The sequence below is a fragment of the Parabacteroides sp. AF18-52 genome (assembly GCF_003479145.1).
Lineage (GTDB): Bacteria > Bacteroidota > Bacteroidia > Bacteroidales > Tannerellaceae > Parabacteroides > Parabacteroides faecis.
Map to the genome: position 1 here is coordinate 150,550 of NZ_QUGR01000002.1, position 25,894 is coordinate 176,443.

Sequence of the window (25,894 nt, forward strand, 5' to 3'; positions counted from 1 at the left end):
ACCAGCTCCTAATGAGACCAGTAATCCATACTCCTGCGCTTTTTTCAACATCCGAAATACACTCGCGCGGCTGATACCGCGGACGCAGGTCTCCTGCAGGATCATTACCGAACACACGTACATTATAATATTCACGTTCAAAGATAACGATCCAGCTTTTTACGCTGAGCATTGAAAGCTCACAAACGTCGGCGCCCCCCAGAGAAAAAGCTTACGTCTTTTTGTCGAAAAGCTTACGTCTTTTTCAGAACGGGTAGGCAGCCATTTGAAATGAGTGCTGCAACGACTTTTCAGGACTACGGCAACTACTGGAAATGACTGTAGCAACTACCCAAAATAGCTTCTACAAGCGAGCTCCATAGAGTCACCTTTCAGCCTTCAGCCACTTTACAATATTGATTTATAATGCATTACCCTGAAAGGAGAATAAAACATGTCATTACATTTTCATCCTTCAGGATTAAACTATGATTATTAAAGACAGGAGAACCCTGAAGGCTGAAACGTGCATGATAAGTTCTCGTATGTAGCAGGTAAAATACATGCCTGATGATTCAAAATTGATAAAATATTAAGAAGATTGCTTCTATTAACCGCCATCCCCGACAGGCTACCGGCCGAACTTCTTCTAGAAGCTGACCGGTAGCCTTTTATTTTCAAAAATATCTTTTTAAACCTTCATTTTTTTCGGGTTCTATAAGGTTATCTCATTCAGTTTGCCTACTTTTGCAAACTGATATAAATATATATGTAGGATTGTATGAAAACACTGGAAAGATTAGTTGCAGAGAAATTATTAAAGATTAAAGCCGTTAAATTACAACCGGCAAATCCGTTTACATGGGCTTCGGGCTGGAAGTCACCGATCTACTGTGATAATAGAAAAACGCTTTCTTATCCGGCTGTTCGTAGTTTCATCAAATTGGAACTGGCACGTGTGATTAGCGAAAAATACGAGAACGCAGATGCTATCGCAGGAGTTGCCACAGGCGCCATCGCACAGGGTGCATTGGTTGCCGATCTGCTTGGACTGCCTTTTGTTTATATCCGCGCAACGCCGAAAGATCATGGATTGGAAAACCTTATTGAAGGTGAACTGAAACCGGGTTCAAAAGTAGTAATTATCGAAGACCTGGTATCAACAGGCGGTAGTAGCTTGAAAGCTGTACAGGCCGTACGTAACTTCGGTTGCGATGTTGTTGGTATGGTTGCCATCTTTACTCACGGTTTCCCTGTTGCTACACAGCAATTCAAGGATGCAAAAGTTACGCTGACTACACTGAGCAACTACGACGCCGTTATCGAAGAAGCTGTACGCACAGACTATATCGACGAATCGGAAATCGCCACTTTGCAGGAATGGCGCAAAGATCCTGCTAACTGGAATCCTGAAGCTTAATTTTTAACGACACAGGATGACAGAATTTGTAAGTGAAATCAAAACGATCCCCTATAACGAGGATCGTGTCTATGCAATGCTGTCCGACCTTTCCAATCTGGAACGGGTTAAGGACCGCATTCCACAAGATAAGATCAAAGACTTCGAGTTCGACAGCGACTCTTGTAGCTTCGCTGTCGATCCCGTAGGTAAAATACGCTTCGAGATCGTAGAACGCGAACCGAACAAAACAATCAAATTTACTACAACCAACTCGCCCGTCCCTCTCTTTCTGTGGATTCAACTGAAACAGGTGGAAGAAGCCGACACGCGATTGAAAATGACGATCCGCGCCGATCTGAATCCGTTTATCAAACCGATGGTATCAAAACCGTTGCAGGACGCTCTCGACAAGATTTCAACTGTGATTGCCTCCCTGCCCTATTAATTCTCCGCATTATGGCTCAGAAACTTTGGGAAAAAAATGTACAGGTAGACAAGGAAGTCGAAACATTTACCGTAGGTAAGGATCGTGAAATGGATCTCTACCTCGCTAAATACGACGTTCTTGGCTCGATGGCTCATATAACGATGCTGGAAAGTATCGGGTTGCTCGCAAAAGACGAACTGACGGTTCTGCTTGCCGAGCTGAAAAACATCTATGCCGTGGCCGACCGCGGCGAGTTCGTGATCGAAGAGGGCGTGGAAGATGTCCATTCGCAGGTGGAACTGATGCTGACGCGTCGTTTGGGCGATATCGGCAAGAAGATACATAGCGGACGTTCGCGCAACGACCAGGTGTTACTGGATCTGAAACTGTTCACACGTGCGCAGATACAGGAGCTGGTAGAGCTGACTAACGGCCTGTTCGAGGTCTTGATCAGCCAAAGCAACCGTTACAAGGATATACTGATGCCGGGGTATACGCATCTACAGATAGCGATGCCTTCTTCATTCGGCCTGTGGTTCGGGGCGTATGCCGAGAGCCTGGCGGATGATTTGCAGATGATGCAGGCGGCTTATAAGGTTTGCAACCGTAACCCGTTGGGTTCGGCTGCCGGATATGGTTCTTCGTTCCCGCTGAACCGCCAGATGACAACCAATCTGCTGGGTTTCGATTCACTGGATTACAATGTGGTCTATGCGCAGATGGGACGTGGCAAGATGGAGCGTACGGTGGCTTTCGCAATGGCGGGTATCGCCGCAACGCTTTCAAAACTGGCGTTCGATGCTTGTATGTTCAACAGCCAGAACTTCGGGTTCATCAAGTTGCCCGACCAGTTCACGACAGGTTCGAGTATTATGCCGCATAAGAAGAATCCGGACGTATTCGAGCTGACACGGGCAAAATGTAACAAGATACAGGGATTGCCTCAACAGATCACTTTAATATGCAACAACCTGCCATCGGGCTATTTCCGCGACCTGCAGATCATCAAAGAGGTGTTCCTGCCTGCTTTCGACGAACTGAAGGATTGCATTCGCATGGTAACGCATATGATGCGCGAAGTGAAGGTGAACGAACATATCCTGGAAGATGACAAATATGCTCTGTTGTTCAGCGTAGAGGAAGTAAACCGCCTCGTGCTGGAGGGTGTTCCTTTCCGCGACGCTTACAAACAGGTGGGTTTGAACATCGAAGCGGGCAAATTCACTCCGAATAAGGAGGTTAGCCATACACACGAAGGTAGTATCGGTAATTTATGCAATGACAGTATTTCTGCTCTGATGCAAAATATTATTGACGGTTTCTCGTTTAGTAAAGTAAACGAAGCTGAAAAGGAGCTGTTAGCATAATAATATGAAAAGGATATTTTTTTGTTTTCTTACTTTTATGGTTCTCTCGTGCAGTAAAACTATTGAGCCAAGTTTAGGTCTCTATCCTGTTTATTTTGAAGTCAATCTCAATACAGAATGGAGACTTCAAGCTTCTCAGGCTCATAAAATATTTACAAAAGAAAACACGAATCAGTACCAAGCAAACTTTGGGCTAGGCGGTGTGCTTGTATACAATGGATTCAGCAATAATGGAGGTTCTCAAAACGTCTATTACGCTTTCGATGCAGCTTGTCCTTATGAAGCATCTTCAAATGTAACAGTAGAAGTACAAGATGGTACCTTTGCTGTTTGCCCTAAATGCGGAAGTAAGTATGACATATCAAATGGACTGGGTAATCCCATAGAAGGCCCGGCAACTAAGGTCTTACAGCAATACCATGTCAATCAAAAAGATAAGACTTTATTGATAAGAAATTATTAAAAAAGTTCCTATTTTGTTTGCATATAAAGAAAAATAGTCTACCTTTGCACACGCAAACGGAAACAATGCGAAAGTAGCTCAGTTGGTAGAGCATAACCTTGCCAAGGTTAGGGTCGCGGGTTCGAGTCCCGTCTTTCGCTCATCTCTAAGAGAAGGGATGCTCGAATGGTGGAATCGGTAGACACGAAGGACTTAAAATCCTTTGGCCATTGCGGCTGTGCGGGTTCAAGTCCCGCTTCGAGTACAGTTTGATTTAATTGCGAAAGTAGCTCAGTTGGTAGAGCATAACCTTGCCAAGGTTAGGGTCGCGGGTTCGAGTCCCGTCTTTCGCTCGCTTCCAAAAGGCCTCGGTATTGCTTGCAATATCGGGGCTTTTTATTTAATATACTACCAAAAAGCCCCGCATTAAGCGAGGCCCTATCATCTATCCATTCTGTATCTTAATTAATTCTTATAATAAAGATGTTACCTGTTTCTCTAAAGCATCCTTTATAAAAGCATTAATAGAAAGACCTGCTTGTTTAGCCAGCATCGCAATCTTACTATGTATGTCAGGAGAAATACGTACATTTAAAGAGCCTGAGTAACTTTTATTGGGTTCGACTCCCTCTTGCTCACAATAAGCCAGATAATCGTCCACAGCCTCTTGAAAAGCCTTCCTTAACTCACCTACACTCTCCCCTTCGAAATTAACAAGAGCATTGATACCTTCTACCTTACCAAAGAAGACATTGTCTTTCTCACTAAAATTAACGGAACCGATATAATTTTTATAAGTTAATGTATTCATCGTAGCCTCCTTCATTTTATAAATCCTGCATCAATCAAATCATTTAATACCTGCTTCATTGCATATGCCTTAATAATATTTCCCGGATGTGGCTTATGTAGCATGATCGGACGTTTATCTTTATTCTTATAAATCATTCGCGACCCGGAAGTTTTACCTTTATTTGATTTTTCATAACCAAAACACTTCAAAAGCTTCTCCAGTTCATCGAATGTAAAATCCGATGGTAAAGTCTTAAAACGTTCTATTAATTTTTCCTTAGTTCCCATTTGGTAAATCTTTTTGGCAAATGTAACTATTAAATAGTTACAAGGATTCTATTATTCACGATTTAACACAAAAAAGGACCATAGCATTTCTGCCATAGTCCCTCCTTCATAGACACACCAATATTTACAACTATTGTATAAATATTTTCTTTACCTCATATATGTCTTTTCCTGGATAATCAGTTAAACGCAAATTTAAAAATAAATTTCTCATTTGCAATACCTTTTAGAAGGAAGCTCTTAAAAATTAGAAGATATAGAGATTTACTGACGTTTTGGCAAAGAAAAAGCCCGACCTGTCAGGGCCGGGCTTCTGTTTATACTGTTATATGAATCATTTTCCCTGCAGGCTGGCATCCATGGCGGCAGCAGCTTTACGTCCGTCGCCCATAGCCAGGATCACTGTCGCACCACCGCGAACGATGTCACCTCCGGCATACACATCAGGCAATGCTGAACGCATAGTATCCTGATCGACCACGATCGTGCCCCATTTGCTTACTTCCAGGCCGCTGAAGGCACGCGGGATAAGCGGGTTGGGAGAAACACCGACGCTGACGATTACTTCGTCCACATCGATCGTATCGATAGCTCCTTCGATAGCAACAGGACGGCGACGTCCGGAAGCATCCGGTTCACCCAGTTCCATCTTCTGCAGACGCATCTGTTTTACACGACCACGATCGTCACCGATATATTCGACCGGGTTATGGAGAGTCATAAATTCCACACCCTCTTCCTTCGCATGTTTCACCTCTTCCACGCGGGCAGGCATTTCTTCTTCGCTACGACGGTAAACGATCATAGCACGTTCAGCTCCCAGACGACGGGCCGTACGTACAGAGTCCATCGCCGTGTTACCTCCGCCGATCACTGCCACTTTCTTACCCTGCAACACAGGCGTATCGCTTTCGGGATTGGCAGCATCCATCAGATTAACACGTGTCAGGTATTCGTTGGACGACATGACGCCAATCAGGTTTTCGCCCGGTATGTTCATGAAATTAGGCAGACCGGCACCGCTGGCAGCAAAGAAGCCTTTGAAGCCCTCTTCGTGCAGGTCTTCATAACTGATCGTCTTACCGACGATACAGTTCGTGATGAACTTCACGCCCATCTTACGAAGTCCTTCTATCTCTACGTCCACAATCTTATTCGGCAGACGGAATTCCGGAATACCGTATTTCAGTACGCCGCCAATCTCATGCAACGCTTCGAACACCGTCACATCGTAACCGCGTTTCGCCATATCACCGGCAAAAGACAGACCGGCAGGACCGGAACCGATCACGGCAACCTTGATACCGTTCTTTTCAGCAATCTCAGGCACAGAAATCTGACCGCTCTCACGTTCATAGTCGGCAGCGAAACGTTCCAGGTAACCGATGGCAACCGGGGCCTTCTTCATCTTCAGGTGGATACATTTGCTTTCGCACTGTTTCTCCTGCGGACATACACGGCCACAAACGGCAGGCAAGGCACTGGTTTCTTTCAATACCTTCGCTGCTTCGAGAAATTCACCCCGTTCGATATTCTTGATGAATGTCGGGATATTGATACTTACCGGACAGCCTTCCATACAGGTTGGATTCGGACAGTCCAGGCAACGTTGTGCCTCCTGCATAGCCTGCTCTTTTGTCAAACCCAGGTTCACCTCTTCCAGGCGGGTATGACTGCGGTATTCCGGATCGAGTTCGTTCATTTCCACACGGGGAATATCCGTGCGTTCTTTATTTTTTTTGCTCTTGCGCAGTTCTTCCCTCCAGGGTTCGGAACGGCGGGCTGCAATTAGTTCTGCTGTTGTCATTTGTTTAAGTGGTTATTTCTTTTCAATATCTTTATAAGCACCCAGACGCATAAGCATCTCGTCGAAATCAACCTGATGAGCATCGAATTCAGGTCCGTCCACACAGACGAACTTGGTCTTTCCGCCCACCGTAATACGGCAAGCGCCGCACATGCCCGTACCGTCTACCATGATTGTATTCAGGGAAGCGACGGTAGGTATCTCGTATTTCTTTGTAAGAGCCGAAACGAATTTCATCATGATGGCCGGACCGATGGTTACACACAGGTCTACCTTCTCACGATTGATCACACTTTCCACACCGTTCGTCACCAGTCCCTTCGTGCCGTATGAGCCGTCGTCGGTCATCACGATCACTTCATCGGAATTGGCTTTCATCTGTTCCTCGAGAATCACCAGGTCTTTCGTACGGGCAGCCAGCACGACGATCACGCGGTTGCCGGCCTTATGGAAAGCCTCAACGATAGGCAGCAGCGGGGCTACACCTACACCACCTCCGGCACAAACTACCGTCCCTACCTTTTCGATATGGGTGGCTTGTCCCAGCGGACCTACCAGATCGGTAATATAGTCGCCTACGTTCAAATCGCAGATCTTTTTGGATGAACCGCCTACGGCCTGGATAACCAGGGTGATGGTTCCTTTCTGAGTATCTGCTCCTGCAATGGTTAAAGGGATACGTTCACCTTTCTCTCCCACCTTTACGATCACAAAGTGACCGGCTTTGCGTGAGCGGGCAATCAGCGGAGCTTCCACTTCCAGCTTCACGACGTTGGCAGAGAAATGTTCTTTACTTACAATTTTATTCATTCTAATCGCTACTGTTGATAGTTTATTTTGTTGATTTGCTTGCAAAAATACATCAAAAAAGTATATCTATTAGTATTTTGCCAAAGAAAAAGGCTTTATTCGAACAATCCTTCGTCACGGAGCAGCATCAAAATAGCAGAATGAGGCACGATCAGAAACTTTTCTTCATTAAAGTTGATCTCATAGGCTGCATTCTGCAAATAGACAGCCAGATCGCCTTCACGCGCCTGCAAAGGCAGGTAATGGACAGCTTCATCTTCCTTCTTTTCCCATACTTCATGCTCTTCCTTTTGCGAAGGCAGAGGAAAACCGGGACCTACCTTGATGATATAACCGCTCTGTATCTTATCCTGCTGTACCGTAGGCGGCAGGTAAAGACCTGATTTAGTCTGGCTCTGCGGATTCTTCGGTTTGATAAGCACCTTATCGCCTATCATGATGAATTTATCGATGTCTTTTTGGTCGATTGATAATTGCATAATAACTTAACTTTAACTATAGGATTAATGAGAACAAATCTACAAAATATCTTTATATGCGGAACAAACAAAGTTAAAAAACAACCTCACCACTTTGCTGTATCCTCCTTTATATCTATATTGTTTGCGTTTAACAATCAGATATACTATACCATGAAAACATTCCCTCTTCTATTTTTCACTTTCTCCCTGACAATCTGTTGTTCCGGCACAAAAAAAGAATCCCGGACGGAGGATACCGGAAAAGAGGCATCTGAAAAAGTTACTCTATCGGCTGCCCCCGTCTGGTATGAGGGAGAAAAACCTATCTACTTCAATGTAGAAGAGAACTATCCGGAAACGAATATCCGCTTGAGCGACCTCTCCGACGCTTTGTATATTCCATTGGAGACCAACGATACGACTCTCCTGAGGCAACGCGGCACCTGCGAGGGCAACGAATATCTGCTGACCAACGACTTTATCTACGCCCAGGAAGAGCAAACCGCCATTTATATATTCAAGAAAGACGGCAGCCTGGTCCGTAAAATCGACCACCGAGGCGGAGGACCGGGCGAATATAGTTACATTAGCAGCTATGCCGTCGATACCCTCCGGAAAGAGATATTCGTTCAAGATGCCAACTTAAAGAAAGGCTGCACATACGTCTACGACCTGGAAGGGAACTTCAAACGGACCTTCCCCAACAAAGCGAAAGAGATCGTAATACTCAACGACTCGCTCTTGCTCAATTACTTCAGATACAACCCCGGAGGCCCCCGCTATTCGGTCATCCGCAAAGAAGATGGAAGCACGGTAAAAAAACTACCGATCCGTTTCCCTACCCAATTGCCTCACGACAGCCACGGACGCCTGGCCTACGGAAGCCTGATAAAGAGCCCCAAGGGAGCCTTTATGGCTAACCTGGGCAACGACACGATCTTTGAAATCCGGCAGCAAGACCTGCAGGTCGTTCCGCGTATCATCGACCAAAGCCAATACCCCACCACCTTCGCACAGATACATCCGACGATCGAAACCGGGCGTTACCTGATGTTTTATATCCTCCGCAGCCATTCGTACAAACCGTATGTCGACGAGCATTTCTACATCTACGACAAGAAAGAGAACCAGATTTACAAGATGACCGACTATACGGATAATTCCTACTGGACACTGATGGACGACTATCCGCACATCACCAACTGGAATACGACGCAGAACAGCCATATTGCAGTTCGCACCCGCCAGGTATATGCTTTACAGGAAGCCGAAGGCCAACATGGGGACGAGGAACTGAAAAAGCTTATCGAAACACTCGACGACGACGCGAATCCGGTACTGCAGATAATGATATTCCACGATGTCGATCAAGTGAAGAAATAAACCTCGCATAAAACAACATGTGTCAGAAAACCGGACAACTCATCCGTTTCTGACACATGCTATTTTATATCCGACTTCGCTCCTGCGACAGTCATTCAACCGGTTTAAATGGAACGTCCCTTAAACACATTGGATTGTTCTGTCGGATACAGTGAACCGGTGAATGAAACACGGTTGCTGTTGAAGTTCGGGCTCACAGTAGCCGTACATTTATTGGAGCCTTTAACCATACGGAAAGTGACATTTGCTGAAACAGCTACACCTTGTACCATCATACTGAAAGTGACATTTCCTTTCTTGTCGGTCTTCATTTCGACATTCGAAGCGTTACCTTCTACAGTGATCCCTCCGATGCCGTTAGGTCCGGCATATGCTCCGTTGAAAGCCAACTGGATCGTTGCACGGTTGCCATCCATCGATACGAAGTTGGTACTAGGAGTGACATAAACAAAGCGTCCGCGTTTAAATTCCACACGATCTGCTTCGAGCACGAAATCTTTAGCGTTAAGAGCCTGGACAGCCTGTTCGAACAAGGCCATATTTTCAGCTTCCTCTGCTGCTTTCTTGGCTTCTTTCTCTGCTTTCTTGGCAGCCTTCTGTGCTGCTTTATCCTGTTGTGCCATCATTGTCCCTGAACCGGCACTAAACAGTAGGACAGCTAGCAATAATAATACTCTTTTCATACTTCTATTCTTTATAATTAATACGTTGTGAATCACTTTTCATTATATAGACAAATAACATGCCAGGAAGTTCAATTTACTCCTGTACTTTTTATGTTTTTAACATGATACCATAAGAACCCCCAGGCAGTTACGGCCGCAATGAAGTCTGAAAACGGCGAGGCATACCACACGCCGTCGAGCCCCCAGATGTTCGGGAAAATCAGCAGGGCCGGTATCAGGAAAAGGCACTGGCGGCTCAGACTAAGGAACATCGCTTTCCAGGCAATACCGATACTCTGGAAAAACTGGCTGATGGAGATCTGCGAACCGACCACCACGAAGACCAGCAAACTGATCCGTAAACCGTTTGCCGTCACCTCTATCAGTGCCGGATCGTTTGTGAAAGCACGAGAGATCGTTTCCGGGAAAAGGATGCTGCATATACACCCGATCCCCATTATGACGGTCGAAGTAATGATAACGAGCCAAAGGGTATCCTGCACACGCTTATGATGCCCTGCCCCGTAGTTGAAACCGACAATAGGTTGCATCCCCTGGGCGATACCGATGATAAGCATGACGAGTAACATGCCGACGCTGGTAATGATCCCGTTCGCACCGAGCGCCAGGTCACCGCCATGTACTTTAAGCGCATAGTTCTGGATAACGACTACCAGGCTACCTGCCAGCTGCATGGCGAACGGTGAAACACCGATCGTCAGGATATTCCACACGACATGTCCTTCCAGCTTGAACGTTCCCTTGTGGAAGCGGACGATACTGTCTTTCTGAATAAAGTGGTTCATCACGAAAGCGGTACTCAAGAGCATGGAGATAATCGTAGCGATTGCCGCCCCCTGTATACCCATATCCAGCCAGAAAATAAAGATCGGGTCGAGGATTACATTAGCTATGGCCCCGATCAGCATGGTGAACATGGCCTTTTTCGGATAACCGGAAGCTCGCATGACGGCATTAAAACCGAAGCTCAACGAAGTAAGGATCGTTCCGGGGACGACAATATTCAGATAGTCCCGGGCATAAGGGATGGTCTGTTCGCTACCGCCAAAGGCAAGCAGCAGGTCTTCCATCCAGATCATACAGGGGACTACCGTAAGGATCGTTATAATGAAAGTCAGTGTAAAGGCATTTCCCAGTACCTTCTCCGCCATATCGTTCGCCTTCCTCCCCAAGTGGATAGAGACACGCGTCGCGGCACCGGCCCCCACCAACATACCGAATGCCTGCAGGAAAAGCAGGATAGGGAAAGTCAATGTAAGCCCAGCAATCGCCAGCGCACCGACACCCTGACCGATAAAAACCCGGTCTACGATATTGTATAAAGAGTTCACCATCGTCCCGATCACCGCCGGGATAGCGTACTGTAACAGCAGACGGCTTACTTTCTCATTCTCTAACCGCCAGGTTATTTCATTTGCCATAATTCATCTGTACTTATCTTATTATATCTTTTATTATTCTTTCATTCTTAGTAACACTGCCAAGTTGCTGACAATAACGACACTAAGATACTTTTGTCAACACTATTATGTCAGTACCCGTAGCACTACCGTGCTGATGCCAATGACACTATTGTGCTGATAGGGGCGACACTTTAGTGCTAAATTCCTCTTCCCTTACCGCTTCAATCAAAGCAGCCACTCCGTCCAGTTTTCTCACTTTCCCATCAGGCAAAGTCAGCAGGAGATCACTGGGAGACAGACAATTTACATTTACCTGTCCCTCTTTCGCCGGGGCAGGACGGAAACCGTTCCGGATAAGGGCATTCCCCACCCAATAAGAGACAAGGAAGTCGCCCTCGACCCCTATCGGATCGACAGGAGCTTTGGTATTCAGTTTCCCGGTAGAGGGATCGAACACGATGCCCTCCTTACCGAAAAAGGATTCGAAGGCACCGCTCAATATCAGGTCTTCGGGTGTACCGCAGGCCATCGGGCGGCCTTTCTCCTGCAGCCAAAGACAGTCGCCCATCTGGATAGCCAGATCGAGGTCGTGGGTGGAGAGGAGGATGGCTTTATGTTGTTCCGTTGCCAGGCGGTGCAGCAGCACCATAGTCTCTATGCGGCTGGTGACATCCAGGAAAGCAGTCGGCTCATCCAGCAGGATGATCGGGCATTGCTGCGCAAGGGCTTTCGCGATCATAGCTTTCTGCCGTTCGCCGTCGCTCAGTTCGGATACGTAATTTTGTGCTTTGTGGGCAATACCGGCTGCCTCCAGCGATTGTCCGATGATCTCCCTGTCATGCTTCTTCAGTTGGCCAAAGAAACCTGTGTACGGGTGGCGTCCTAATGAAACGAGTTCGTAAACAGTGATTCCGCCCGCGTTTGTCTTCTCCGTCAGTACAACACCTACAGTCAGCGAAAAGTTGCTTTGTGAATAGGATGCCAACGGTTTTCCCATCAGGCGGATCTCACCCGACAACGGGGGCTGGAAACCACATAGGGTACGCAACAGGGTCGATTTTCCGGCTCCGTTCAGCCCTAACAGGCAGGTGACTTCACCGGGTTGGAGACGCAGGTTCAGGTCCTCGTGGATGATCTTGCGCCTGCCGCCTTTCAGCAGGTAACCTATGCTGAGATGATTTGTTTCTATTACTGGTTCCTGTGTCCTCATCAGTCAAAGTATTGGATGTTTTTACGATTTACGATCACATAGATAATGACCGGAGCACCCAACATGGGGGTCACCGCATTCAGAGGCAGGATATTATTAGTTCCGGGCATGACCATCAGTATATTACAGAGTAAGGCGATACAGGAGCCTGCCAGCATCGTAACCGGCACCAGCATCTTATGATTGGACGAGCCTAGCATCAGGCGGGCAATATGCGGGACGGCAAGGCCGATAAAAGAGATAGGACCGCAGAAAGCGGTGGTCGTAGCCGTCAGCAGGCCGGTACAGAACAGAATCCCGATACGGGTCCGTTTGATCTTTATCCCCAGGTTGGCGGCGTACATCTCTCCCAGAAGCAAGGCATTCAGCGGCTTGATCAGCAGAATAGCCAGGAGCAGGCCGGTAATGGTGAAAAATAGAAAGTAAGGCAATTGCATGAGGGAGACTCCGGAGAAATTACCCAGGCCCCACATGACGAAGGCATGTACTTTATCGGTCGATGCGTAATAATTCAGTACGGATATCAGGGAGGATGCCAGATAGCCGATCATGATTCCGATGATTAGCAGCATAACATTATTCTTCACTTTGGCTGAAAACCAGATGATCAGTCCCAGGATACAGGCAGCACCGGCAAAAGCGGCAATGATAACTGCCAGATAACCGCTGATCGGCAATTCGGTCACCATACCGAGGGTACCGCCGAAGTAAAGCATGATGGCAGCTACTCCCAGGTTTGCACCGTCGCTGATACCCAGGATAGAAGGACCTGCCAACGGATTTCGGAACAAGGTCTGCAACAACAAGCCGCTGGTAGCGAGCGAAGCACCGGCAAGCAAGGCCGTCACCACCTGCGGGAAACGGGATTGCAGGATGATGCTTTGCCAGGCCGGACGGCCGATGTCTTTTCCCAGAAGGATATCTATTACGCTTTCCAAAGGGATGGATACGGCACCGTATACCAGGCCACCCAGGAATAGCAAGACTATCAGGATGGTCAATAGTATGGGGGGCCAGGTTATTCGTTTTTGCATATACTTTATTCTGTTGTTTCAGATGCAATTGTTTCAGATACTATCAAATTTGAATACTTCAATAATTATCAGATTTGAATGTTTCAAAGATTGTCAGTTTGAGCTATCCCCTTATCAAATTATCAAAGAGACTTCACCATTACAGGTTCATTTGCCGTCAGTTTTAACTGACGGTTTAGTAAATAATCTAGTTCTTTGGACTTTAGTCCCATTTTAAGCACACTCTCTATGCAAAGAGAAATGTGGCTAAAGCCAAAAAGAGAAAAAACTTGTAATCCGTCAGCTGAAGCAGACGGCAAATAAACCTGCAACTAAGTATGTCTTATTTATGACTGATAGCTTATGTTCGAATAAGCTCAAATCTTTCTAATACTCACTGCGTTCCTTTTCTTTGATAAAGCCGTTGCGGTAAGCATATAATAACTTTTCCAGATCATGGATCTGACGTTGCAGGTCGGCTCCCTTGTCGGTATCTTTTACCATCTGACGATGGGAACTCAGCTCAACCACAATAGTCGTGGAGCGGATATCACGGCCTTCTTTGATAGCTTGGTCGGTAGACAGGAACGGTTCGTGCTGTACCAGCTGGAACCCGCGGGAATGGTACACCAACGTATAACCGGCAATACCTGTTTCCGGGTGATAAGCCTTGGAAAAGCCGCCGTCGATGACCAACAGTTTCCCGTTCGCCTTAATCGGATTCTCTCCCTGGATGGAACGTACCGGCACATGACCATTGATGATGTGGCGATGTACACCCGTCACTCCGAACTCATCCAGCAGCCTGTCACATATCTTCTCTTCTTCACGTAACGTATAATAAGCGCCTTTTTCCTCTTTCTGCACCCCTTTATCGTCGATAAAACAGCGTTCGAAAGTAGCCATCTTGCTCTTATCGAATAACGGAGAGTCTTTTCCTCCCCAGAGATACCAGATATAATCCAGCGCAAAATCTTTCTCCGGAGAATCCTCCGAATCGAAATAGGCCGTACGGATCAGCTGGTCTACCTTATCCAGCAAAGCCTTTCCCTTATATTCCTGTCCTTCGATGCTGACGCTTTTCAGCGAACCGTCAGCGTTCATCGGCACAGAGGCATGAAACAGAAGGTTCGAATTACAAACCTGATACATACTTCCATGACGGAAAAGGCAACGCATATGTTTCTTCAACTTCTCACTGTATTCGAACGAGTGTTGTATCCGGCGGATCAGATCTTCCTCTTCGATCGACAAGGCATAAGGATCTTTCGGATTGAGCGTAGGCCAGTTCTTGTCTTTCAACTCGTATTCCTTTCCGTCCAGATTAATGATTCCACGCTTCAGGTCGATATGGTGAAGCAACAGACGGTCGTCCATCTCGAACTCCGGACGACGGCGGATAATCTCCCCTTCCAGCTTGAACTGGATGATAGTAATAGCCTTATGCATCTGCGAAATCAAGCGGATTGTCTTCTCATCGAAAGTCGAATCAGATGCATTGGTCTTCGGCATGAACAACTCGCAGGAATCGTCTCCATATACATCCATCGCAAAGGTAGCCAGCGGCAACAGATTGATGCCGTAACCGTCTTCCAGGGTTGCCAGGTTACCGAAACGCAGGCACATACGGATCACATTGGCAATACTGCCCAGATTCCCCGAAGCAGCCCCCATCCACAAGACATCGTGGTTCCCCCACTGGATATCGAAATGGTGGTAGTCGCAAAGCGTATCCATTATGATATGGGCACCCGGACCGCGATCGTAAATATCACCGATCACATGTAGCAGGTCGATCGTCAACCGCTGTATCAGGTTACACATGGCAATGATGAAATCATTCGCCCGTCCGGTCGATATGATCGTTTTGATGATCTGGTCTACATAAGCCGATTTATTAGGCTCGTCCGACGACTCATGCAATAACTCCTGAATGATATAAGAGAACTCCTTCGGAAGCGCCTTACGCACTTTCGAACGGGTATATTTGGATGATACATTCCGGCATACCCGTACCAGTTGGTTCAGTGTGATCAGGAACCAGTCATCCAGATCCTGCTCCTTACATTTGACCAACTCCAGCTTTTGCTCCGGATAATAGATCAGTGTACACAATTCTTTCTTTTCATAATCGCGCAGCGTATTGCTGAATATCTCATTCACCTTACGCTTGATCGCCCCGGAAGCATTTTTCAGGACATGGTTAAAGGCCTGGTGCTCACCATGGATATCGGACATAAAATGTTCCGTCCCTTTCGGCAGGTTCAGGATCGCCTCCAGATTGATGATTTCTGTACTTGCATCTGCAATGGTAGGAAAACTACGTGCCAGCAATTGCAGATAACGCAGATCACCAAACACATATTCGGGTGTTATATCTTTCGTCATAAATGTTTACAAACTTTTTCCGTGCAAAGATAAGCAAATACAAGCAGACAAGCTATCCCAATCCTATTATTAGGTACCACCCGGAAAATAAAAATCGATAGTTACGAATCATTTAAATACAAAGCCCCGAAAGAGAGATCTTCCGGGGCTTGTTTTTTGTCTGTCTTCACTCTTCACAGAGGTAGAACAGAAGAACTTTATTTTCATTACTTTAGTATTAATAAATATCACTTGTTCACCTGTCACAGGATAATTAACGCCGTTGCGCTGCGTGATACTCTATCAGAATTATTTGATTACAAATAATTTTTATTTTACGATTGCAGGTACTGCAGCTTCACCTTCAACCTTTACATAAACTACACCGGCAGGAACTGCGATAGTAGCTTCACTTGAAGTAATCACTGTGTTTACCAATATCTGACCAAGAACATTGCTGATAACAACCTTCTTACCATCAGCACCCTTAACTACTACAGAACCGTTGATAGTCGAAACTTCTACTGTAGAAGTAGAGATAGATTCATTATCCGTTGCCACTTTGTCAACAGTACCTAAAGTCAGAATAGCAGCCTGGTTCAATACCTGACCAAAGTCAGTAACACCAGTCGAACCATTACCGTCAATGATATCACCTGTATTATGGTTCCCGTTAGTGTTGAAGAACTTAGCAAGTACAGGTGTACCATTTACAAAGCGTAACCAAGCACCTTCGAATGAACCAACCGATGAGAATTGACCGTCGTTTGATTCCAGTAAGAAACCTTCTTCTTCTGTATCACCTACATAACGCAAAGAGAAAGCAACATTGTTATGAGTTCCATCCAATACAACTGCGTCATAAACAATACCTTCCTGATCTTTAGCCAGATAGTCAGGGATAATCAGGATATTTCCGTCAGCATCCGCACCTGTAATAGCATTTTCGCCTTTCAATGTATAAGGAGCTTTCAATACAAACAGTGAATCACCACGGTGTACTGCTTCAACAAAAGCAAGACGAGTGTAATTGTCATACTGGAATTTGCTTGCAGCTTCTACCTTGTTGATAGAGTTCTGGATAGAGTCGTTCAGGTTAACCAGGAAGCGGCCGCTTACATAACCCGGATACGATACTTTATGATCACAGCTAGGATTCAATCCGTGAGTTGCACCATGAGCATTTTCACCACAATAGAAGTATGCCTTTACGCTATCGGCTGCTACAGCAAACAGATACTGAGGCATACGATCTTTTGATTTAGCAACGTAATCAACATACAGACCTTCATGTTTTGTCTGAACTGACTTGTTTTCAACAGCCAGATAGTTCAGGATACCAGATCTTGAATCTTCATACAAAAATTCGTTTCCAGAGAGAGAAGACAATGTAACAGACTTCGCCAGGTTATTTACATATTCAGCTGTAGCTGCATCTGCGCTCAAAGATTTATACAAAGGACGAGGATCAACAGTCAAAGCAAATACATCAGAAGTTGTTCCACATAACTGATCGATATAACTTTCGTTAGTACCTTGTTTGATAGCCATCTTACCGGCTGTCTGGTTATTGTTCAGAACGATTTCCTTTTTATCAGCTCCGATCTTTGACCATTCGCTGGTTTCATTTACCAATGCATAATAAGGAGTACTGTCTACATTGTTATTTTCTTTCAGATAGAAGATAGCCCATGTCAGACCATTCTTTCCTGCCTGAATATCAGCTTCGTCAGCAACGATATAACGATGCATATGGTCAAGAGCAATATATTTATGGTCATTGTCAATCTTGTTTGCATCCTTTACTTTTACTGCATATACATCACGGCTCAACTGAGTTGCACCGGCTTTAGCGCTAGTATAACCATAAGCCTGAGCACCCTTGATCAGATGCAATTCATAATAAGTCGGATCACCCGGAATACCCTTGATATAATTATCTGTTGCACTGATGCCCAGGAACAAATTATTTACGTTAGCATTATAATGCTGCAATGCATATACATTTTCAGCCAATACATCGCTGGCAATTACAGAATAACCGGCTGTATTTGGAGTTTCAATCTTTTCAAAATAAATAGTATCACCACAAGAGAAGAAGTTATTTGCAGCAGTTGCATGAACTGTACCGCTGGTAGTCATACCATTTGCATATTCATGGTTGATAATATAATATTTACCATCTCCAGCATCATAAAGTTGTCCTTCGAAGCCAACTACACCATATTCACGGTTTGTAATTTTAACTCTCGGAGTTTTGTTATAAGTAGGATCTGCATTTTCCTTTTTAACAACATCACAACCTAACTGTTCAATAACCCATTGAGTTGCAGGCATACGTTTGAAATCCTGATCAGCTTCCAATACATCATATACCAGGTGACCACCCATATCGGCAACGATATAAGAACCGTCAGCACGTTTTTGAGTCAGCGTTACATCGTTTGCATTCGGATTAGCTGTAGACAGACGAACCAGATATACGCCATTATCAACTGTAGTGCGAACTAATGCTTTGTAAGTATTATCGAAAGTAACCTTCATCTTCATATCTGCATTATACTCAACAGCGCCTGTACCGTCACCATTATGATTGTCGCAATTGAATGTTACATAAGCAGGGTTACCAGGATATCCAACTATTCCCAATGCATGGCTGCTGGCAGAACATTTATAACCTTCTTTAGAAATAGCCATGAATTTAGCTTCATCAGCATTGATTCCGTAAGGAACGCTAACCGTCAACACCTGAGATTGGTTACCCGGAGTAGCAAAGTTTATTGCAGCCAAAGCAACCGGAACGCCTACAGCCTTATTAGACAGACAGTTTGCAAAATCAGAACCAGCAGTTCCATAAGCGACACCAGCATTGATTGTGTTCAGATATTGAGCCGGAGTCAATGCAGCCAAAGCAGCCAGGTTAGCAGTAACATCAGCAGGAAGAAGGCTCTTGTTCGGCATAGAAGCATTCAACGGTTCGATAACCAAACTATCGTTTGTCGGATAGTAAGTTACTTTGAAGTGGAAACGAGCTTTTGTAGCATCAATCTCTGCTGTGTTTGCGAAAGTAGCATCTTCCAGCTTCAAACCATTGTAATTGCTGGTAGTTGCACCTTCATGATAAGTAGTAGATACACGTAGATACTTGTCTGTAGTCTGATCTTTTCTGAACAGAATGCCATAACCTGCATATACAGAAGGCTGACCTGCAGTAATAATATTACTACCTTCAGCATTACTATAATTATCACGGCTTAAAGCGGCAACCTGAGTATCTTCTGCAACATAATCAGAAGCATCCAACGGATTGCTTGTCATGTTAACGTTGAATAAGAACTTCGCTAACTTTCCGGCAAGGTTTGATGCATTATTTCCAGCAGCAGGAGGGAATGTTTTATAAGAATCGTCCGCATCAATCATAGAATTGATTTCAGCAGCGCTCAATACCTTTGCTCCGGCAATTACCGGCTGGAAAGAGATAATATTCTGCAAACCACTAGCATCGACTTTAGCCAGGCTCTGAGGAGCACTTACTAAAACAACTTCATTGTTTGCATTCAAAGCCATTGCCATGACTTTTTTAGTTCTATGATAGTAAGAATAAACCAAGTGATTATCAAAACGAGTATCACCGTTATCATCATTAGAATACCAGGTCCACATATCATTGCAGCCATCCAAGATAGTTGCGTTTGCATTAAGAACAGCAGCTGCAGCATCTGCAGCAGTTAAGTTTACAGCTCTGGTATGATCGAAAGTCAGTGCATAACCTGTTTCCTTATTAATAAAGGTATAGTTATGACCGCTTACGGCATCTTCATCAAATTTGATTTTCCAAAGAGAGTGAGTCAAAGCAGCATCTTCAATTTTTTTTGCTTCCAGATGTAATGCTCCGGTAGAATAATCACGTTCCATAGTCAGAACAGTAGTGGCAGAGCCTAATGGAGTATCTTTCTCTGCATCCATACCGTGTTTTATTACCAACTGGTACCATTTGTCTGATTCGATTTTGTTTACCCCGTCACAATGTACAGAAGTGACTGCACTTTTTACCATGTCGGTACGATAAGGAATTTCCCCATTTCCAACATGATTTTGTTGAGCAGTTACCCCTACTGCGGCTAGCATGAAGCCAGCCATCAAAGTAGAAAACTTTTTGTTCATAATCAATAAATTTAATATTAATAATAGTGTTATCTAAAACCTGTTTACACAACTCGTTCGCTTGCTCTTAAATGTTAAATGACGAGTTTAAACGTTCCTTTTTTCTAGTCATTCTTTTGTGTATGTTTTGAGTTTATACTGAAAAGGACTAATTTTGTACTAACATTGTTATTCTGTTGATAAGAAAGGATATAGAGAAAGAAAAAAATATTGCTAAAAAGAATGGTGGTTAAAAAGATTGTTGTAATTTTGTGACTAGAAAAAAGGAACCTTTAATTTAGTCAGTCGCTTTTCTCACCTAAAGCATTTATTATCAACATATACACAATGCTTATCATTCTTTTTTTCTTAGACAAGAATGAGACTTTCTATATATAATGTACATGTGCGTACATTTATATTATTAGTTTCCCGAAGAGAAAAAAGTCTGTTTTTTAGCGACAACCGTTATAAATGAAGAAAAAGAGTAGAAATGTTACCCCAAACAACCTCTAGTACAGCCCTGGTTTCATTATATCCAGTAGTTTATTGTTCACATGATTTACAAAGAGACCGTTTTATATAACTCTCTGTGTAAAATTGTTTCGGATTTTATCTGTATCTTCGTAGGCAAATAGTGATAAAGCCATGAGAAAAACAATCATCCTTTTCATCTTCCTGCATGTCCTTTCTTACGCCTTCCCTATCTATTTTAAACATATCGGGATGAAAGAAGGACTTTCTCAACTTTCCGTTATGTCTATCTATCAGGACGAGCTAGGGCGTATGTGGTTCGGGACAGAAGAAGGATTAAGCGTTTTCGACGGCGTTCATGTAACAACACATAAACCGACTCTGAAAAACGAAACAAATAAAGAGACTACAGTCGGCAACAGTATCGATTTCATAACAGGAGATAATCAGGGGAATATCTATTTCAATTCTGACAATTCCCTCGTACAATACAATTTGCATACACAACAATTCAACAGCCTGAAACAATCGGGAGTCACAGCCGTTGCTTTCGGTAACGATCGGCTTTGGGTCGGAGTCGCTGATTCTGTTTTTATCTGGGACCCGCAAATAAAAGAATTGCAGTTTTGTTTTAAACTGGAATATACTTACCAACATGCCACCTGCATCTTTGTCGATTCCCAAAAACAATGCTGGATCGGCACGAATGCCGGATTATACATGAAGGAAGAGAATAAACCGTTGGCCTCCATCATTCTGAACGAAGATATTTACGGCCTGTTTGAAGACTCCCACGCAAATCTTTGGATTTCAGCCAGAATGAACGGACTTTATAAAAGAGAAACGTCCGGCAACTTTAAACGCTTCCGTTATGATCCGCAAAAAGCCGACAATATATCCAGCAACCAGGTCAGAGGCATCGTGGAAGACAACTTCGGAAATCTCTGGATAGGGACTTTTACCGGACTGAATAAATATAATCCGCATAACGATCATTTCCAGGTCTATACCCGAGATAACCTTCCGGGCAGTCTCGCCCACTCCTCCGTTTTCCCGGTTTATAAAGACCGTCAGGGAAGTATCTGGCTGGGAACTTATTACGGAGGTGTTCATTATTTCAATCCCGAAATGGACCTTTTCACCTTCTATACGGCGGATAAGTCCAGAAACGATTGTGTCAGTTTCCCCTTTGTCGGGCACATGGCAGAAGATAAGGACGAGAATATCTGGATTTGCACCGAGGGAGGAGGCTTGAACCTCTTCGACCGGCAAAAGAAAACATTTACCTATTTCATGGCGGATCCCGACAAAAACTCCATAGCCCATGACAATCTGAAAGACATAGCCTACAGCGCCAAGCGCAACAAGCTTTACATAGGAACCCATACCGGTGGATTATCTATCTTCGATATTCCCCGGAAGCGATTCCGAAATCCTTATTTTGAAGATCCTTCGTATGCGGTCAAAGCCGGCGACCGTATCAACCAAATGACAATCTGGAAAGACAAATATCTGGTATTCCTGACCCAATGGGGAAGTGTCAAAATGGATCTCGACACGGAACATATCAGCCCGGTTTTCCCCAGCGGGAAACAATATGGGAATCATTGCTTCGCCATCGATTCGAACGATTATATCTGGATAACCAGCGGAAGAGTGATTTATAAGATCAACATGGAGAATGAGGAAGACAAGACAATCTTCCGTTGCGGTGAGAACGGCCTCGGGGATCAAACCGTTACCACGATCTATGAAGACAAGAAAGGACGGCTCTTTTTCGGTACCTCCGGTGCCGGATTATACCTCTATGACAAAAAGAATAACTCTTTCAAAGGATACACAACCGAAAACAGCATGATCCTCAGTAACTATTGTTATGAAATTGAAGAATCCCAGCAGGGTTACCTGATCATTTCGGGTGATAAGGGACTCTCATTCTTCGATCCGGAACAGTCGATGTTCAAAGTGGTGGAACTGGGTACCGCTCTTCCCGTATCGGGTATCAATAAAGGGTGCGGACTGCTTGTCTGTAAAAACGGCGAGATCTTTGTCGGAGGAATAGACGGTTTAAGTACCTTTTTCGAACAGGACCTGTTCCGTCCTTCCAAAGACTATCAGTTATATTTCTCAGATCTGTATATTAACAACGAGCCGGTTTACCCTAAGGATCAATCCCGCATATTATCCGAAGCACTCCCTTATACGCAGGAAATCCATTTGAACCATAACCAGAACAATCTCATTCTGAATTTTAATTCGAATAACTATATCAATACGTTAAAGGAAACGGCCTATGAATACAAGCTGGAAGGTTTCGATACCAAATGGATCAGTAACAGCGACAACAGCATTCAATACACCAACCTCAACCCCGGCGAATACACACTGATCGTACGGGAAAAACAGTACGATACCAGAATCGAACCGCAAACGATCCGGATGGGAATAACTATTCATTCTCCTTTCTATGCGACACCATTATTCTACCTGTTGTATGTATTGGTAGGCGGAGGACTGATTTATGGCTTCTTCCGTTTCAAACAATCACAGTTGCTTTTAAGGACCTCATTACAATATGAACGAAAAGAGAAAGAGCGGATCGAGGAACTGAACCAGGCTAAGCTCCAGTTCTTCTCCAACATCTCACATGAGTTCCGCACACCGCTGACGCTGATCATTTCACAGATCGAGCTATTGCTTCAAAGTAGTTCGCTGGCGCCTTCTACCTATAATAAGTTATTGAAGATATACAGGAACACCCACAGTATGAGGGCTTTGATCAGTGAGTTACTGGACTTCCGCAAACTGGAGCAGGGACATGTCAAACTGAAAGTCTATGAACAAAACATAGTCCCGTTCCTGAAAGAAATTTATCTTTCTTTTTATGAGTATGCTTCCAGCCGGTCGATAACCTATCTTTTTACCTCTGAAAAGGAAAATATCAATTGCTGGTTCGACCCTAAACAGATGCAGAAAGTATTTTACAATCTGCTTTCAAATGCATTCAAATACACCAAACCGGGAGCGAGTATCGAAATGGTTATCGAGGAGAATGAGAACACGATCATCATTAAAATAATAGATAACGGCATCGGTATCAACAAAGAAGATATCAACAAGATATTCGACCGCTTTTACCAGGCAGGCAACCAGACATCGGATACGGCACAACCCAGTACCGGCATCGGCCTGTCGCTCACGAAGAGCATTATCGAATTGCATCATGGTAAAATACAAGTAGAGAGCACACCCGGATACGGCAGTATTTTCATCGTCCGCCTGCCTAAAGACCGGACGCATTTCAAAGAAGGAGAATGCCAGTTTGTCGAACCTGACAATGAAACCATACGCAACGAGATCCTTCCGGAAAGTATCATCAAAGAACTACCCGAAAGCACTTCCGAATTATCATTTGCAGATACAGACACGACATACACCGTCTTACTGGTCGATGATAACGAAGAGTTACTTCAGATCCTCAACTCCTTATTTTCACCGGTGTACAAAGTTTTACTGGCACACAACGGAAAGGAAGGACTCGAAATCGCACGCAACGAAAGACCGGATATTATCATAAGCGATATTATGATGCCTGAAATGTCCGGCACGGAAATGTGCCTGAAAATCAAGAATGATTTTGACATCTGTCATATTCCGGTCATTCTTCTTACAGCACTCAGTTCAACGGAACAGAGCATAGAAGGTTTGCAGCGCGGGGCTGACGATTATATCAGCAAGCCGTTCAATGCCAAAGTGCTGCTTGCACGCTGCAACAACCTGGTTCGCAACCGCATTATCCTGCAAAAGAAATTCAACGAACAAAAGGATTTCGATACGCAATCGCTTGCCAGCAATCCGATCGACCAGAAGTTTATGGATACCATAAACAAGATCATCGAAGAGAATCTGAACAATATGGAGTTCGATATGAATACACTGGCTAAAGAACTGGGATTAAGCCGCAGTTCCCTGTATGCCAAATTCAAGGCGTTGACAGGAATGACTCCGAATGATTTCGTGCTGAATTGTAAACTAAAACGGGCTGCTACCTTATTGACCGGACGGCCAGACCTGCAAATCGCAGAGATATCGGATATGTTAGGCTTCGGTTCTCCCCGTTATTTCACCCGTTGCTTCAAAGCACAATTCGATACAACACCGGCTGAATACAGAAAAAAAACAGGGAAAATGGAGTAAATCCATCTTCCCTGTTTGTAATTATCTTCACATTTACATCTTTTCGATGTCCTTTTTACGTTTCAATGCTTCGATGAAATAGTAATCGGCATAGTTCAACGGTACATCGATCTCCGAATTATGAGGAATACTGCCGACTGAATGCATCAGGATAAAGTTTCCGTTCGTGCCTAACGCAGCACGATAAGCCGGGGAAGCCAACGACGTCATTATGCTGTCGGCATAGGCTTTATACTCTGAGGCATTTTCAACATCCATCGTACTGATCTCATACAAAGCGGAAGCGATACAGGAAGCAGCAGAAGCATCCCGAGGTTCATTCGGTATATTCGGAGCATCCATATCCCAATAAGGAATAAGATCTGTCGGCATTGCTTTATGATTTTTCATGAAATTGAATGTTTTCAAAGCCTGATCCAGATACTTACGGTCGCCAGTTTCACGGTAGCAAACAACGAATCCGTAAATAGCCCACGCCTGTCCACGACTCCAGGCCGACTCATGTGCATATCCCTGTGCCGTATGACGGTTACGAACGGAACCATCTTTCAGACTATAATCGATGACATGGTAACAGCTGCCGTCCGGACGGAAATGTTCCTGCAACGTACGGTCTGCATGAGCAATCGCTATGTTATAAAAAGAGGAATCACCGGATAGACGGGTCGCTTCGAACATCAGCTCCAGGTTCATCATATTGTCGATAATCACCGGACATTCCCAACCGCGTTCCGACTGCCATCCTTTATCTACATTCCATGACTGGATTACCTGGGGAGCCTCACGAAAACGGGTTGATAATGACTTGGCAGCCTGTACCATCACATCTTTATAAGACGGATCGGCCGTCAGACGCAAACCGTTACCGAAGCTGCAATTAACAATGAACCCGATGTCATGATGCCAGGTCAGGTTCTTGGCTTCTTCTATGGCCCATGTATATTTCTGAGCGAGTGGAAGCAAGGCCGTATCGCCCGTCAATTCATACAGATACCACACCGAGCCAGGGAAGAACCCACTGCGCCAGTCTCCATAGCCGCAATAATAAACTGAGCTATCCTTTTTCAAAGTCACAGGATTCAGGCATTTGCCACTGGCTTCAATGACTTCTATCTCGTTACCGAGCTGTGCACGGGCGAAATCGATATTCTCGTCAATAAAACTCTTTTCTAATGTTTTAGGTGTTCCCCCGCAAGAGATCAGGAATGCGGAGAAAGCTAAAGCGATCCAATTTTTCATTCTT

At 44.7% G+C, this 25,894-nt stretch carries 18 protein-coding genes and 3 tRNA genes; 9 read left to right on the plus strand and 12 right to left on the minus strand.

What is annotated here, in order from left to right:
* The first annotated feature begins 760 nt into the window (after positions 1 to 760).
* The 7 genes from pyrE (at position 761) to DWX23_RS04380 (ending at position 3,970) form a co-directional block, all read left to right on the plus strand.
* Positions 761 to 1,399, plus strand: a complete 639-nt coding sequence (pyrE, locus tag DWX23_RS04350; RefSeq protein WP_028729716.1) for an orotate phosphoribosyltransferase — start codon at positions 761 to 763, stop codon at positions 1,397 to 1,399.
* A 16-nt stretch (positions 1,400 to 1,415) separates the two neighbouring features.
* Positions 1,416 to 1,826, plus strand: a complete 411-nt coding sequence (locus tag DWX23_RS04355) for an SRPBCC family protein (RefSeq protein ID WP_122354651.1) — start codon at positions 1,416 to 1,418, stop codon at positions 1,824 to 1,826.
* 11 nt (positions 1,827 to 1,837) lie between these two features.
* Positions 1,838 to 3,175: an argininosuccinate lyase gene (gene argH / locus DWX23_RS04360; protein ID WP_122354695.1), complete on the plus strand. Its 1,338-nt coding sequence runs from the start codon at positions 1,838 to 1,840 to the stop codon at positions 3,173 to 3,175.
* A gap of 4 nt (positions 3,176 to 3,179) precedes the next feature.
* On the plus strand, positions 3,180 to 3,638 hold the full coding sequence (locus DWX23_RS04365) for a (2Fe-2S)-binding protein (RefSeq protein WP_122373576.1): 459 nt from the start codon (positions 3,180 to 3,182) through the stop codon (positions 3,636 to 3,638).
* Positions 3,639 to 3,705: 67 nt separating this feature from the next.
* Positions 3,706 to 3,778, plus strand: a tRNA-Gly gene (locus DWX23_RS04370).
* 19 nt (positions 3,779 to 3,797) lie between these two features.
* A tRNA-Leu gene (locus DWX23_RS04375) sits at positions 3,798 to 3,882 on the plus strand.
* 15 nt (positions 3,883 to 3,897) lie between these two features.
* A tRNA-Gly gene (locus DWX23_RS04380) sits at positions 3,898 to 3,970 on the plus strand.
* A 119-nt stretch (positions 3,971 to 4,089) separates the two neighbouring features.
* Here DWX23_RS04380 and DWX23_RS04385 read toward each other — a convergent pair.
* The 5 genes from DWX23_RS04385 to DWX23_RS04405 all read right to left on the minus strand — a co-directional run bounded on the left by DWX23_RS04385 (position 4,090) and on the right by DWX23_RS04405 (position 7,793).
* Positions 4,090 to 4,428 carry a type II toxin-antitoxin system HicB family antitoxin gene (locus DWX23_RS04385; RefSeq protein ID WP_122373917.1) on the minus strand — a complete coding sequence of 113 codons (339 nt, stop codon included), beginning with the start codon at positions 4,426 to 4,428 and terminating at the stop codon, positions 4,090 to 4,092.
* Between the two features lie 11 nt (positions 4,429 to 4,439).
* The gene (locus DWX23_RS04390) at positions 4,440 to 4,697 is read right to left on the minus strand and encodes a type II toxin-antitoxin system HicA family toxin (protein WP_122373577.1); all 258 of its coding nucleotides are present in this window, start codon (positions 4,695 to 4,697) and stop codon (positions 4,440 to 4,442) included.
* A 334-nt stretch (positions 4,698 to 5,031) separates the two neighbouring features.
* Entirely contained in the window at positions 5,032 to 6,504 is a 1,473-nt protein-coding gene (gene gltA / locus DWX23_RS04395; protein WP_122354647.1) for an NADPH-dependent glutamate synthase, read from the minus strand.
* 12 nt (positions 6,505 to 6,516) lie between these two features.
* On the minus strand, positions 6,517 to 7,314 hold the full coding sequence (locus tag DWX23_RS04400; protein WP_122354645.1) for a sulfide/dihydroorotate dehydrogenase-like FAD/NAD-binding protein: 798 nt from the start codon (positions 7,312 to 7,314) through the stop codon (positions 6,517 to 6,519).
* A gap of 95 nt (positions 7,315 to 7,409) precedes the next feature.
* Complete coding sequence (locus DWX23_RS04405) at positions 7,410 to 7,793, minus strand: co-chaperone GroES family protein (protein WP_122354643.1); 384 nt, start codon at positions 7,791 to 7,793, stop codon at positions 7,410 to 7,412.
* A 153-nt stretch (positions 7,794 to 7,946) separates the two neighbouring features.
* Here DWX23_RS04405 and DWX23_RS04410 point away from each other — a divergent pair, with 153 nt between their 5' ends.
* A complete protein-coding gene (locus DWX23_RS04410; RefSeq protein WP_122373578.1) occupies positions 7,947 to 9,158 on the plus strand; it encodes a 6-bladed beta-propeller in 1,212 nt (403 codons plus the stop codon).
* Positions 9,159 to 9,262: 104 nt separating this feature from the next.
* On the opposite strand, the gene DWX23_RS04415 is transcribed toward DWX23_RS04410, so the two are convergent.
* The 6 genes from DWX23_RS04415 to DWX23_RS04440 all read right to left on the minus strand — a co-directional run bounded on the left by DWX23_RS04415 (position 9,263) and on the right by DWX23_RS04440 (position 20,001).
* Complete coding sequence (locus DWX23_RS04415; protein ID WP_122373579.1) at positions 9,263 to 9,841, minus strand: DUF4251 domain-containing protein; 579 nt, start codon at positions 9,839 to 9,841, stop codon at positions 9,263 to 9,265.
* Positions 9,842 to 9,912: 71 nt separating this feature from the next.
* Positions 9,913 to 11,265 carry an MATE family efflux transporter gene (locus DWX23_RS04420; RefSeq protein WP_122373580.1) on the minus strand — a complete coding sequence of 451 codons (1,353 nt, stop codon included), beginning with the start codon at positions 11,263 to 11,265 and terminating at the stop codon, positions 9,913 to 9,915.
* A gap of 148 nt (positions 11,266 to 11,413) precedes the next feature.
* Positions 11,414 to 12,457: an ABC transporter ATP-binding protein gene (locus DWX23_RS04425; protein ID WP_122373581.1), complete on the minus strand. Its 1,044-nt coding sequence runs from the start codon at positions 12,455 to 12,457 to the stop codon at positions 11,414 to 11,416.
* Positions 12,457 to 13,491, minus strand: a complete 1,035-nt coding sequence (locus DWX23_RS04430) for an iron ABC transporter permease (protein ID WP_122354633.1) — start codon at positions 13,489 to 13,491, stop codon at positions 12,457 to 12,459. The genes DWX23_RS04425 and DWX23_RS04430 overlap by 1 nt, the downstream gene beginning before the upstream one ends.
* A 366-nt stretch (positions 13,492 to 13,857) precedes the next feature.
* Positions 13,858 to 15,858, minus strand: coding sequence for a fructose-1,6-bisphosphatase (locus DWX23_RS04435; RefSeq protein ID WP_122373582.1), 2,001 nt, complete (start codon positions 15,856 to 15,858; stop codon positions 13,858 to 13,860).
* Between the two features lie 309 nt (positions 15,859 to 16,167).
* Positions 16,168 to 20,001 carry a DUF6383 domain-containing protein gene (locus DWX23_RS04440; RefSeq protein ID WP_147382521.1) on the minus strand — a complete coding sequence of 1,278 codons (3,834 nt, stop codon included), beginning with the start codon at positions 19,999 to 20,001 and terminating at the stop codon, positions 16,168 to 16,170.
* Positions 20,002 to 20,628: 627 nt separating this feature from the next.
* Between DWX23_RS04440 and DWX23_RS04445 the strand changes: the two genes are divergently transcribed.
* The gene (locus DWX23_RS04445; RefSeq protein WP_122373584.1) at positions 20,629 to 24,651 is read left to right on the plus strand and encodes a two-component regulator propeller domain-containing protein; all 4,023 of its coding nucleotides are present in this window, start codon (positions 20,629 to 20,631) and stop codon (positions 24,649 to 24,651) included.
* A 33-nt stretch (positions 24,652 to 24,684) separates the two neighbouring features.
* Here the strand turns inward: DWX23_RS04445 and DWX23_RS04450 are convergent, their stop codons facing one another.
* Entirely contained in the window at positions 24,685 to 25,890 is a 1,206-nt protein-coding gene (locus tag DWX23_RS04450; RefSeq protein ID WP_183668758.1) for a glycoside hydrolase family 88 protein, read from the minus strand.
* Positions 25,891 to 25,894 lie beyond the last annotated feature (4 nt).